General features: G+C 63.8%; 10 protein-coding genes. 6 read left to right on the top strand and 4 right to left on the bottom strand.

Going from position 1 to position 12,602, the window contains the following annotated elements; genetic code table 11:
- Window positions 1–19: 19 nt before the first annotated feature.
- From AC6IZO_RS07740 to tsaE, 4 genes are all read left to right on the top strand, one after another.
- Window positions 20–1,630 (top strand): amino acid permease, encoded by a 1,611-nt coding sequence (locus AC6IZO_RS07740; protein WP_497809651.1) that lies wholly within the window; start codon window positions 20–22, stop codon window positions 1,628–1,630.
- A gap of 242 nt (window positions 1,631–1,872) precedes the next feature.
- The gene (locus AC6IZO_RS07735; protein WP_497809649.1) at window positions 1,873–2,877 is read left to right on the top strand and encodes a potassium channel family protein; all 1,005 of its coding nucleotides are present in this window, start codon (window positions 1,873–1,875) and stop codon (window positions 2,875–2,877) included.
- A 9-nt stretch (window positions 2,878–2,886) separates the two neighbouring features.
- Window positions 2,887–4,452 (top strand): NAD(P)H-hydrate dehydratase, encoded by a 1,566-nt coding sequence (locus AC6IZO_RS07730; RefSeq protein WP_497809647.1) that lies wholly within the window; start codon window positions 2,887–2,889, stop codon window positions 4,450–4,452.
- A 43-nt stretch (window positions 4,453–4,495) separates the two neighbouring features.
- Window positions 4,496–4,948 (top strand): tRNA (adenosine(37)-N6)-threonylcarbamoyltransferase complex ATPase subunit type 1 TsaE, encoded by a 453-nt coding sequence (gene tsaE, locus AC6IZO_RS07725; RefSeq protein ID WP_497809645.1) that lies wholly within the window; start codon window positions 4,496–4,498, stop codon window positions 4,946–4,948.
- Between the two features lie 244 nt (window positions 4,949–5,192).
- On the opposite strand, the gene AC6IZO_RS07720 is transcribed toward tsaE, so the two are convergent.
- The gene (locus AC6IZO_RS07720) at window positions 5,193–5,963 is read right to left on the bottom strand and encodes an enoyl-ACP reductase FabI (protein ID WP_497809643.1); all 771 of its coding nucleotides are present in this window, start codon (window positions 5,961–5,963) and stop codon (window positions 5,193–5,195) included.
- 174 nt (window positions 5,964–6,137) lie between these two features.
- Here AC6IZO_RS07720 and AC6IZO_RS07715 point away from each other — a divergent pair, with 174 nt between their 5' ends.
- Window positions 6,138–6,446: a hypothetical protein gene (locus tag AC6IZO_RS07715; RefSeq protein WP_497809641.1), complete on the top strand. Its 309-nt coding sequence runs from the start codon at window positions 6,138–6,140 to the stop codon at window positions 6,444–6,446.
- Between the two features lie 168 nt (window positions 6,447–6,614).
- On the opposite strand, the gene AC6IZO_RS07710 is transcribed toward AC6IZO_RS07715, so the two are convergent.
- The 3 genes from AC6IZO_RS07710 to AC6IZO_RS07700 are packed head-to-tail and all read right to left on the bottom strand — an operon-like array spanning window position 6,615 to window position 10,546.
- Entirely contained in the window at window positions 6,615–7,220 is a 606-nt protein-coding gene (locus AC6IZO_RS07710) for a hypothetical protein (RefSeq protein WP_497809639.1), read from the bottom strand.
- Complete coding sequence (locus AC6IZO_RS07705; protein WP_497809637.1) at window positions 7,217–9,121, bottom strand: ATP-binding protein; 1,905 nt, start codon at window positions 9,119–9,121, stop codon at window positions 7,217–7,219. Before AC6IZO_RS07705 ends, AC6IZO_RS07710 begins: the two co-directional genes overlap by 4 nt.
- A gap of 24 nt (window positions 9,122–9,145) precedes the next feature.
- Window positions 9,146–10,546 carry a sigma-54-dependent transcriptional regulator gene (locus tag AC6IZO_RS07700; protein ID WP_497809635.1) on the bottom strand — a complete coding sequence of 467 codons (1,401 nt, stop codon included), beginning with the start codon at window positions 10,544–10,546 and terminating at the stop codon, window positions 9,146–9,148.
- Between the two features lie 501 nt (window positions 10,547–11,047).
- On the opposite strand from AC6IZO_RS07700, the gene AC6IZO_RS07695 reads away from it, so the two are divergent.
- Complete coding sequence (locus tag AC6IZO_RS07695; protein ID WP_497809633.1) at window positions 11,048–12,592, top strand: putative outer membrane beta-barrel protein; 1,545 nt, start codon at window positions 11,048–11,050, stop codon at window positions 12,590–12,592.
- Window positions 12,593–12,602 lie beyond the last annotated feature (10 nt).

Genomic DNA, 12,602 nt, shown 5'->3' with positions numbered 1-12,602 from the left:
CGAAGGAGAGTCTCTCGGAATGTCGAAACTGCTGGTTACCAAACCGCTGGATCTGCTGATGGCGGAGGCGAGTGAAGACAACGAGCACAGCTTAAAGCGTGCGCTCGGACCGTTTTCGCTGACCGCGCTGGGCATTGGCGCCATCATTGGCGCGGGTATCTTCGTGCTCTCCGGGCTGGGCGCTCACTACGCCGGACCCGGCTTGATGCTCTCGTTCGTCATCAGCGGTCTGGGCTGCGCTTTCGCGGGCCTCTGCTACGCCGAGTTTGCCGCCATGATTCCGCTGGCGGGCAGCGCTTACACCTACGCCTACGCCACGCTGGGCGAGCTGTTTGCCTGGATCATCGGCTGGGATTTGACGCTGGAATACGCCATGGGCGCCAGCACCGTCAGCTCCGGCTGGTCCAACCACTTTATCGAGTTCCTGAACATCTTCGGCATCCGCATGCCGCTGTGGCTGGCCTATGACCACTGGACCGGCCTGCGCATGGCGCGCGACATTGTGGCCCGCCAGATGACGACGGCTGCCAACCCCGGCCTCATCCCGGGCACGCCCGAGTTCATCAAGGCCTTCGACGCCGTCAAGGCTTCGGGCTCGACGGAACTGGCGCAGCGCGCGCATGACCTGCTCGCGGCTCCGCACCTGTTCGGCGTGGAGATCGGCTTCAACCTGCCAGCGTTCGTGATTGCTCTGGTCATCACCGCTATCCTTGTCGTCGGCATCAAGGAGAGCGCCAAGTTCAACGCCTCCATCGTGGTCGTGAAGGTTGCGGTGGTGCTGTTCGTCATCCTGCTTGGCATGCACTATGTTTCGCCCAGCAACTGGGGCAACAGCTGGCACAGCTTCGCGCCCTACGGCTTCGGCGGCATTGGCGCGGGCGCGGCATACATTTTCTTCGCCTACATCGGCTTTGATGCGGTTTCCACCACGGCGCAGGAGGCCAAGAACCCGCAGCGCGATCTGCCCATCGGCATCATCGTCTCGCTGCTGGTCTGCACCGTGCTGTACATTGCGGTGGCCGCCGTGCTGACCGGCATGGTGCCGTGGCAGGACGTGAACATTGAAGCGCCGATCGCGCGCGCCTTCCTCGACCGCAACCTTGTGGGCGCCTCGCACATCATCACCCTGGGCGCGCTCGCCGGACTCACCAGCGTCATGCTCGTTATGTTGCTGGGCCAGACCCGCGTTCTCTACGCCATGGCGCATGACGGCCTGCTGCCCAAGAAGTTCTTCGCCGAGATTCACCCGAAGTTCCGCACGCCATACAAGAACACCATTCTGGTCGGATTCCTGGCGGCCATCGTGGGCAGCGTCACGCCCATCGACGACATCGGCAAGATGGTGAACATTGGCACTCTGCTGGCGTTCGTCATCGTCTGCATCGCGGTCATCATCCTGCGCCACACGGCTCCGGAGCGTCATCGTCCGTTCCGCGCGCCGCTGGTGCCGCTGCTGCCCGCGCTGGGCATCCTGTTCAACGGCTACATGATGCTGAAGCTCGGCGCCGTGAACTGGATCCGTCTGATAGTCTGGCTCATCATCGGCCTGTTCATCTACTTCCTCTACGGACGTCACCACAGCCACGTGCAGGCGCTGGTGGCCGAGCAGGAAGCTTCGAACGCCGACTAACCGCGATCCATGCTTGAAACTCGAAGGCCCTCCCGCGCGGAGGGCCTTCTGCTTTTCCACCGGAAATCCACACATCGCATGTCACGCATGTTCTGCACAGGACATGCGCATTCTCCCGCATTGATGTTGCTGCAGCGGCGGGAAGGCGTGCCGTACAGGTTGCCATGCGCGGTACCCGGCGCAAGTTTCCACCTCCGCGACCTTCAATATTCACCCTCAGCGCGATAGACTCCGTTCAGACGATGAAGGCTCTGCGCAATCTCCGGTTGCTCTGCATGGTGCTCGTGCTGGTGGTGGTCACCGGCACGCTCGGCTTCCATTACCTGGAAGGCTGGCCGTACTTCGATGGCTTCTACATGGTGCTGACCACGCTGACGACCATCGGCTACCAGGAGGTGCACCCGCTCTCGCACGCGGGGCGCGTCTTCAACGTGTTTCTCATCATCAGCGGCGTGGGCACCGTGCTCATCATCATCGGGACGCTCACACAGGCTTTGTTAGAATTCGAGTTCAATGAGCTGTTTGGCAGGCGGAGAATGGAACGCGACATCGATCGCTTGAAGGGGCATTACATCATCTGCGGTGCCGGCCGTGTGGGCCGCAGCGTGGGCCGCGAACTGGCCTCCAAGCCCGCACCGTTTGTGATTATCGAGGGCAAGCCGGAGAAGGCCGCGCATTACGCGGATGAGTTCCTGATGATCACCGGCGACGCCACGCAGGAAGCCATCCTGAAGCAGGCGCACATTGAGCGTGCCGCCGGGCTGGTGGCCGCCACCACCACGGACGCCACCAACACCTTTATTGTGTTGACCGCGCGCAGCCTCAACCCGAAGCTCAGCATTATTGCGCGGGCCAGCGAGGAGAACGCCGAGAAGCACATGCGCACGGCCGGAGCCGACAGCGTCATCTCGCCCTACGTCTACGCCGGACACCGCATTGCGCAGGCGTTCCTGCGCCCCAACGTCGTCGACTTCCTGGAAATTGCGCTGGTGCGCAACGAGGAACTGGGGCTGGAGATGGAAGAGATCGTGCTTCATCCCCACTCGCGCTACGTGGGTACCACGCTGCGCGAATCCGGCATCCGCAACGACCTGGACATCAACATTCTGGCCATCAAGAGTGAAGGCTGCGCCATGCGTTACAACCCCACGCCGGAAGACCGCATGCAGGCCGGAGACCGCCTGATCGTCATGGGCAGCTCCGAGATGCTGCACCGGCTGGAGGCCCTGGCGCGCGGCGGGAACTAGGGGATTGCAATGAAGATTGTCAGCGCCGAAGAGATGCGCGCGATCGACCTTGCCAGCAGCGAGAAGTATGGCGTGCCGTCGCTCACCCTGATGGAGAACGCCGGAGCCGCCGTGGCGCAGTACGCGCTGCAGCACTGGTCGCAGGCGCAGCGCATCACCGTGCTGTGCGGCAAGGGCAACAACGGCGGAGACGGTTTTGTGGCGGCCCGCCACCTGCACCACGCCGGACGCATTGTGGAAGTTGTGCTGCTGGGCGCTCCGCAGGATTTAAAGAACGATGCCGCCGCCATGTATGCGCGGCTGCCGCTGCGGGCCGTGCTGGTGCACGACGAACGCGGGCTGGCCGCCGAAGTGGGCCGCTCGTTCGGTCACGCCGATCTCATCATTGACGCCATTCTTGGCACGGGCTTCAAGCCGCCGGTGCGCGGGCTGGCCGCTTCGGCCATTGCGGCGCTGAACCATACCTCGGCGCCGGTGCTGGCCGTGGACATTCCTTCCGGCATCGATGCCGACGCGCACACGGCGCAGAAAGATGGCCGCGCACGGGCCTCGGCGGTCATCACCTTTACCGTGCCGCGTCCGGCACATTTGTTCGGGCAGCTTACGCGCGGCCCCGTCGTGGTCACAGGCATTGGCTCGCCGGATGAGGCTGTCGTCTCCGCTCAGAACCTGAACGTCATCACCGCGCGGGAAGTGGCGCCGTTGCTGGTACCGCGTGAGCTGGAGGCGAACAAGGGTCGCTTCGGGCATGTTCTCGTCATCGGAGGCTCGTTGGGTAAAGCCGGTGCCGCCGCCATGTGCGGCATGGCCGCGTTGCGCGCCGGAGCCGGGCTGGTGACGGTGGCTACGCCGCTGAGCGTGCTGCCGACCGTGGCGGGCTTTGCGCCGGAGCTGATGACCGAGCCACTGGCGGAGACCGCCGAAGGCACGCTGATGACCGGAGCGCGCAAGGCGGCGGAAAAGCTGTTGCAGACGCGAAGTGTGCTTGCGCTTGGTCCGGGCGTTTCGCGGCATCCGGAGACGGCTGCGCTGGTGCGAGCGCTGGCGCACCATCCCACGGTGCCCACGGTGCTCGACGCCGACGGGCTGAACGCATTTGAGGAGCACCCGAGCGAGCTGCGCGGCACGCATCGCACGCTGGTGCTTACGCCGCATCCCGGCGAAATGGCGCGGCTGCTGGGCGTGAGCGTGGCCGAGGTGCAGCGCGAGCGCCTGGGGTGCGCGCGCGACGCCGCACGCCGATGGAACGTCATTGTGGTGCTGAAGGGCCATCGGACGATTGTGGCCGCACCCGACGGAGCTGCCTGGGTGAACACCACGGGCAATCCCGGCATGGCTACCGGCGGCACGGGAGACATTCTGACCGGCATGATTGCCGGGCTGATCGGACAGTTTCCACAGCAGGTGCTCGCGGCCGTCTGCGCGGCGGTTTACCTGCACGGAGCCGCCGGAGACGCCGCCTGCCACGTGCTCGGCGAGCAGGCGTTGATTGCCACCGACCTGCTGCACTTCCTGCCGGAAGCGGTGCGCCGCACGCGCGAGCTGGCGCAGGAAGAACTGGTTCTCCTGGGGTGAGATTTGCCGCGCCGCGCTGCACGCGCTGTGCGAAAATGCAGCCATGGTTCAGGAGTTCACGAGCAGCTCGGCGGAAGATACCATACGGCTTGGCCATGAGTTGGCGCCGCAGCTTGCCCACGCGCGGCTGGTGCTGCTGCGCGGAGACCTTGGCGCGGGCAAGACCACGCTGGTGAAGGGCATTGCCGAGGCCTTCCAAGCCGCCGAGGCCGAGGACGTCACCAGCCCCACCTTCACGCTGGTGCACGAATACCAGGGCCCCGAGCGCACGCTCTACCACATCGATCTCTACCGCATTGAAACCGACCGCGAACTCGACGGGCTGGGCCTTGACGACCTTGTCCGCGACGAGGAGAACCTGCTGCTGGTGGAGTGGGGAGAGAAGTTCCCGCGCATCGTCAACCTGGCCGACGCCGAAATTGCCATCACGCGCAACGGCACCGACGCCCGCAAGCTTCGCCTGACCACCGGCCTCCATCAAGCGCCGCACAAGTAGCCGCATCCCATCACAAGGCAGGGAGAACAGCAGGTCCTTTGTCGCTACGCTCCTCAGGATGACGCTCTGCTAGGGGGCACTCGGCACGAGACGAACTTAGCGGTTGGGTGCCCCAGGTTCGGCGAGCCCGACAGGGCGCGGCTAACCTGGGATGAGCTGCGGCTCCCCGCAAAAGGAAAGACCGCGCTCGGGGCGCGGCCTCAAATTCACAAATACTGAAATGCGAAAATTCGAAAACCAAAAACTAGCCAGCGACGATGTTGGAGCCGCAGTCGACGAAGATGGTGTCGCCGGTGATGGCGGCTGCCGCGTCGGAGGCGAGGAATGCAGCCAGGTCGCCGACTTCTTCCTGCGTCACGTTGCGCTTCAGCGGGGCGCGCTCGGCGTTGACCTTCAGCATGTCGGTAAAGCCGCCGACACCGCGCGCGGCCAGCGTCTTGATGGGGCCGGCGGAAATCGCGTTGACGCGGATGTTCTTCGCACCGACCGAGTTGGCCAGGTAGCGCACCGTGCACTGCAGCGAGGCCTTGGCTACGCCCATGATGTTGTAGCCGGGCACAACCTTTTCCGCGCCGTAGTAGGTCATGGCCATGACGCTGCCGCCATCGGTCATCAACGGCAGTGCGCCGCGGGTGAGTGCGATGAGCGAGTAGACGCTGATGTCGTGGGCGATGCGGAAGCCCTCGCGCGTGGTGTCGACAAAGTCGCCCTTCAGGTCCGCCGAGGGGGCAAACGCCACCGAGTGGACCAGCACGTTCAGTTTTCCGTATTCCTGCTTCAGGTCGGCGAAGAGCTGATCGATTTCCTCGTCGCGCGTCACATCGCACTGGAAGCCCTTGGCGCCGGGCAGCGAGAGGATCATGTCCTCGGCTTCGGCTTTCATGCGCTCATTTTGATAGGTGATGGCGAGCGTGGCCCCGGCTTCATGCAGCTTCTGGGCAATTCCCCAGGCAATGCTGCGCTTATTGGCAAGGCCGACCACCAGGGCAATACGCCCCTCAAGACTCTTAGACATTCTTTCTATGTGCTCCGTGGATGGAATCCCTTGTATTCAAGAATACCAGCAACCGGGCCTTGCGCGCACGCCGGGCGGCCCAGAAGGGCGGTATCCGCGCCGTAACCAAAGACACAGGCGATTGTGAAGCCCATCACAGCCAGCGGCGGGGACGGCGGCAATACTAGCGCTGCTATGACGACGAACGTCGAGAAAAAGAGCCCGGCCGCGGGCGAAGTATTGCCCGTGGTTGAGCAACGCGGGGCTTGCGTGGATTTCCTGGACTTCTCCAAGGAGCAGTACCTTACTGCCCGTGCGGCGCTGACCATGATCCGCGTGCTCCACAACCCCAACTGGGAGGCTGAGTACGAACGCATCCGCCAGACCATGCGTGCGGAAGTCGACCGTATCTTCGCCCCCGTAGAAAAGTCCATGAGCGAGGGCACCAACTGCCGCGAGGTTCTGCAGCAGCTCATGGAGGCGCTCGCCAAGGCCGAAAAGTAAACGCCGTAAGAGCAGAAGCAAAGTGGTTGCAGCAACAGGGAACCCGCAGGACCGGAAACGTACAGAGGGTGCAGTGATTCCTAGGCTCGTTGCGTAATCCAAATTTTCCCCTTCAAACACAAGGCCCGCCAACCGGCGGGCCTTCAACATTCTGCGTGATCGAAGGGGCTACTTGGCCAGTTCGGCGGAGAGCAGGCTGGCCTTCATGGCCAGGTTGTGGGCGCGTTCGTAGTCGCCGTCGCGGGTGGCCGCGCGTGACTGCGCGATGTAGTTGCGCGCCTGCCGCATCATGGCCTGCTCGTTGTCATTGAGTGAACGCGTCACCTTCTGCAGGTTCTGCTCGGACCTCTGGATCAGCGATTCGGTTTCGCGGCGCTGGTTCTCCGCCGCGCCCTCCGGCACACTGGCGGAAATCTGCACGGACTCGCTGCTCGGAGCGGCCAGAGCCGGTTTGGGATCCGGCGCAGGTGCGGTCGGGGGCGTTGCGGGCTTGACCACCGCTGGTGCCGATTTGTGCACGGGCTTCCGGCGTGGCGCGGGCTTCTTCGTCGTGGTGCTGGGCGCGGGAGTGGCGGGCTTCGTTTCCGTCTCCGGCTTGGGTTCGGGCGCAGGCTCCACCACGGCGGGCGCCGGTTCGGGTTTTGGCTGCTCAATCGCGGGCGGCTGTGCCGGGGGCAGGTTCGGCTTTCTCTTCTTGAACACGCCGCAGCCGCTGAGCATCAGCGTGGCGCTCAGGGCGACGAGCAGCAATAGGTTTCGACGAGCGTTCATCATTTCTGTTCCTGTGCGGTGCCGGTCGCGCCGGCAGCCGTTTCGCGCGCGGGCAGGCGGCCCGGCTGCAACGGCAGTTGCAGGTGGAAGGTGGTGCCGCGTCCGGCTTCGGAGTCGAACTCCAGCGAGCCGTTGTGCATCTGCATCACGCGGTAGCTCATGGCCAGACCAATGCCGCTGCCGCTCGGCTTGGTGGTGAAGTAGAGGTTGAAGACCTTGTCGCGCAGCTCGGGCGGAATGCCCGTGCCCGTGTCCTGAATGTCGAGCGCCGCCATCTGCCCGGCGAGGCGCGAGCGCAGGGTGAGCGCGCCGCCCCCCGGCATGGCCTGCACGCCGTTGAGCACGATGTTGAGCACCGCCTGACGGATGAGGTCGGCGTCGGCGCGCACGTGCAGTTCGCTGCTGGCGGGTTCCACCACGATGCTTACATTATGGCCCGCGGCCTCCGGCTCGGCCAGGGAGGCGACCTCGGCGGCGAGCGTGCGCAGGTCAAAATCCGTCAGCTTCAAGTCCACCGGCCGCGAGAAATCGACAAGGGTCTTCACCACGCGGTCGAGCCGGTGAATCTCCTTGGTGATGATGTCCATGTGGCGGCGGGTTTCCGGGTCGAGCTGCACGATGCGTTCGCGCAGAATCTCCAGGTGGATGACGATGGCGTTGATCGGGTTCTTGACCTCGTGCGCCACGCCCGAAGTGAGGCGGCCGATAGAGGCCAGCCGGTGCGAGAGTTCGATCTCGTTCTCAATGCGGCGCACGCTCTCGGCGTCGCGGATGGTGAGCAGCGCGCCGATGGGCTGACCGCTCTCCTCGATGAAGTCGAGCGAAACCTGCAGGCGGTGGCCGTCCTCGGCAATGATCTCTCGCGCGGCAAAGCCCTCATGGATGGCGAAGGCGACCAGCACAAGGCGGCCGAGCGCGGTGGTGTCGTCGAAAATCTGCTCCACGTTCGCGCCCAGCATCTCTCCGCGCGGACGCCCGGCAAAGCGTTCAGCGCTGGCGCTGACAAGCACCAGCCGTGAGTCGCGGGTGAACAGCATCAGGCCGTCCTGCAAGGTGGCCATGATCTGTTCCAGGTTTTCCTTCAAGGCGGAGAAGACTTCCTTCACATCGCGGATCTGGCGGCCCAGGCGGTCGATCTTGGTGTTGACCGCTCCGAACTCGTCGGTCTTCACCGCGGGCTCCGGCTCGGCGGGCGCAACGTCGGCGGCCATGGCGTCCAGCCGGCGGCCAATTACTTCGAGAGGCTGCAGCGCGAAGTTCGACAGCGCCGCCGCAAGCAGCAGGGAAATGAGCACCGCCGCGGCTGAAAAGATGAGCGCGTGGTTGAGCTGGGGGCGCAGCTCGTTTTTCAAAAACAGTGTGGAGAGCCCAATGCGGATTTCGCCAAAGGGCTGGCCGCCGCGTTGGATGGGCAGCCGCAGTTCGTAGACACGAGGCTCGCCGTAGACAGCCTGCAGTTGTGAGACGATGCCGCCATCGCGCAACTCCGCCAGCGCCGGGCGCTGCGGCAGCGTGTGGCCCAGCGCCGCCGGGTCCGTGTGCAGCAGTGCCGCGCCCTGTGCGTCGGCAATGGCCACATCAAAGACCTCGGCGTTATAGCCGATGACCGATTGCAGCAGCGCGTCGAGCTGCGGATCGGTCTGCAGGATGTGCGCCAGCGCGTCATGCACCTGCGCGGGGTCGTTCACGTCAATGCGCAGGTTGGAGAGATCGGCCTCCACGGCCTGCCGCGCCCCGTGCAGAATCTGGTGCGCGCTGAAGTCGGCCTCCGTGTAGCTGGAACTGATGCGCTGCTTCATCATCTGCGACACGTAGAGCGCCGAGAGCACCACCACCAGCACGCACACCATGCCGCTGATGGCGAGCACAAGCTTCGTTTTGAGTCGCAGCTTTGGAAGAGGCATTGTGTATACCGCGCGGCCGCCCGCTTATTGCCCTGCGCCGTCCGGCTCGTCGCCGGAAGGCTGCTGGTTGTATTCCTTCAGCTTGTTGTGCAGCGTCTTCAGGCTGATGCCGAGGATTTCGGCAGCGCGCGTCTTGTTGTTGTGCGTGAATTCCAGGGTCTTGAAGATGAGCTGCTTTTCCGCCTCGCCAACGGTGGTGCCCACGCCCAGACGAATGCCGTCACCGGTGGCGGCCGCCGTGGCCAGCGTAGCGCTGCCAATTCCGGGCGGCAGGTGGCGCGGCTCAATCACTTCGGCGTCGCAGACGATGACGGCCCGCTCCAGCGTGTTACGCAGCTCGCGCACGTTGCCCGGCCAGGCATGCTGCTGGAACAGTTGCAGCACAGCTTCGCTCGCGGCGCGCACGTTGCGTCCGTGCTTGGTGTTCATCTCAGCGATCATGGCCTCCACGAGCGCAGGGAGGTCCTCCTTGTGCTCGCGCAGCGGCGGCATGGCGATGTTAAAGACGTTCAGGCGGTAGAAGAGGTCATTGCGCAGCTCGCCGCGCGCCACCGCTTCTTCGGGGACCTTATTGGTGGCGGCCAGCACGCGCACGTCCACCGTGGTCTCCGTCTTGCTACCCAGCCGGCGCAGGCGGCGGTCTTCCAGCACGCGCAGCAGTTTGGCCTGCGTGCCCACGGGCATTTCGCCAATCTCGTCGAGCAGCAGCGTGCCGCCCTCGGCCAGCTCAAAGCAGCCGATGCGGCGCTCGAGCGCGCCGGTGAAAGCGCCTTTCTCGTGACCAAAAATCTCGCTTTCAATCAGCGTCTCGGGAATGGCGGCGCAGTTGATGGCGACGAATGGCTTGTCTTTCCGCGGGCTCAGTTCGTGGATGGTGCGCGCCACCACCTCTTTGCCAGTGCCGCTTTCGCCGGTAATGAGCACGCTGGCCGTGGAGGGTGCCACCTGCTCGACCAGGTGGAAGATCTCCTGCATCTGGCGCGAGGAGCCGACCAGCGAGCCTAGCTGCCCGCTGTCGCGCAGGCGGCGGCGCGTGGCTTCCAGCTCGCGTTCGGTGCCGCGCTGGCGCGAGGCGTTCTGCAGAATGGCACGCAGCCGCGTGGTGTTCACCGGCTTCTCGATAAAGTCGTAGGCACCCAGCTTCATGGCAGAAACCGCCGCGTCAATGGAGCCTTGCGCCGTCAGCAGCACCACCGCAATCTCCTGCGGCTGCTGCGCAATCTGCTCCAGCAGTTCAATGCCGGTCATGCGCGGCATCTTCAGGTCGGTGACCACGATGCCCGGCTCCCAGGCGGCAACCTTCTCCAGTCCTTCCATGCCGTCGCAGGCGGTCTCCGTGCGGTAGCCCCAAGCGGAGATCAACTCCGCCAGGCCGTTGCGTTCGTTTTCCTCGTCCTCAACGATGAGGACTCGTTCTGCTGTCATAGCCTGCTCGTTCCGGTGGCGGCACGGTGCTGGCACCGGTCTGGAATGAAGTCCCATGAAATTGGATGCAGGGCGCAGAGGCTCTGCCGCCGATGTTCACGAAAAAGGTAACACTTTGGTCGCGATGTTGGCAGGTGGAAAGCGCGGCGGGCCCTGAGCGATGCTCGCCGAGAACGGAGGCGTCTTTCTCCACGAGCGATGGAAGACGACTTGCGGAATGAGGGTCCGAACCCTGCAGGGAGAGCTGCACGGTTTCGCGAGGGTGCGAATTTGTGTAAAGAGTAAAGAAAATCTCGAGCATGTCGGTTTCCAAACAGTGGCCTCAAGCCGACTTTTGGGGGATAATGTTTTGGGTGGTTGGAGTCTCAGTGACAAGAAGTGTGGTTGACTCCGCCTGTCTGAAAGATATTGAGTCAGTATGAGCAAAAGACTTGCTGTATTTGCTAGCAAAGTTTCGGAGGAAATCGCATGCTAGTTGGTTCCCGTGGTACTAAGCGTTATGTGAGTTCTATTCTGGCGGCCGCGTTGTTCTGCCTGGCCTCGCCGGTCTTCGCGCAAAGCGACGAGCCGGCCAAGGTGGAATTGTTCGGTGGCTACTCGTTCTTCCATCCGAACGGCCGTTATGTCTCTCCCTCGACGGACGCAGACAAAGTCCGTGACATGCATGGCTTCGGAATTGCCGCGGCGCATCCGTTCAAGAAGTACTTCACGATCGCGGCGGACTTCTCGCGTCAGGAAAGCCACGGCAATAGCCATCTCGGCTTCCTCGTTGGCCCGCAGGCGCGCCTCAAGGTCAACCATGCGCAGCCGTTCATTGAAGGCATGGTGGGCGTGGCCCACAGCTCGCCGGCAAATTACAAGGACGCGACTTCATTCGCGGCCATGGCCGGCGGCGGTCTCGACATCCTGCTGAATCGCTACTTCAGCTGGCGCGTGATCCAGGCCGACTACGTCTTCTCGAAGTTCAAGAATCCGGCGGATGCCGCTTATAGCGACTCCGGTGCGGTGTGGGATAGCGTTCGCGTCCAGAGCGGTCTGGTCTTCAACTTCGGCCAGCCGAAGGCTCCGGAAATGGTCAGCGCCGATTGCACCTCCTCGCCGAAGGAAATCCAGGCTGGCGAGCCGGTCTCGTTCAGCATGGCCACCAAGAACTTCCAGCCCAAGCGCAAGGTCGTTTATGCGTGGCAGGCAACGGGTGGCAAGGTTGCTGCCAAGGACAACGCCGGCACCATTGAGACCGCTGGCCTGACCCCTGGCAAGTACACCATCAGTGGCACCGCCACCGATAATGGCAAGGGCAAGAACCAGCAGTCCGCGAAGTGCTCCACCGACTTCACCGTGCTGGCTCCGCCGATGCATCCGCCGGTCATCAAGGTTTCGGCCAACCCGTCGGTTGTCACTTCGGGCGATCCTTCGGCCATTACCACCAAGACCAGCAGCCCGGACAATGCTCCTCTGACCGAGAGCTGCTCGCCGAGCGCCGGCTCCCTGAAGGGTGGCAACGGTTCCTACACGCTGGATACCGCGACCGTTCCTTCCGGCACCATCACCGTCAGCTGCACCGTGAACGATGCCCGTCGCGCCGACCTGACCGCTTCTGACAGCACCACCGTCACGGTCAACGAGCGCGCGAAGGCTCCGACTGCGGCCACCAAGCTGAACGCCGCCAACTTCCCGGACAAGAAGCGTCCGGCTCGTGTCGACAACGCCGCCAAGCAGGTGCTGCGTGACGCGGCCCACGCTCTGCAGCAGGCTCCGCAGGGATCGAAGCTGATCCTGGTCGGCAATGCCTGGGCTGCCGAGAAGAAGGCCCACAAGAACCTGCCTGCTGAGCGCGCCATCAACGCCAAGGAGTTCTTGCTCGATCCGAAGAACGGCGGCGGCGTGGATGCCGGCTCGGTGGTTCTCTACACCGGCAACGAGGATGCGCAGACGGTTGACGTCTACCTCCAGAAGCCGGGCGACACCTTCGATGCGTCGGCTCTGACCCCCGTGGTCGAGAAGCCGGCTGTGAAGAAGGCCGTCAAGAAGGCAGCCAAGAAGTAACTGTTCCGGC

This window comes from Oryzophilus luti (assembly GCF_059726245.1).
The sequence above is the reverse complement of the archived record's forward strand: the minus strand, read 5'-3'. Positions and strand labels throughout refer to the sequence as shown.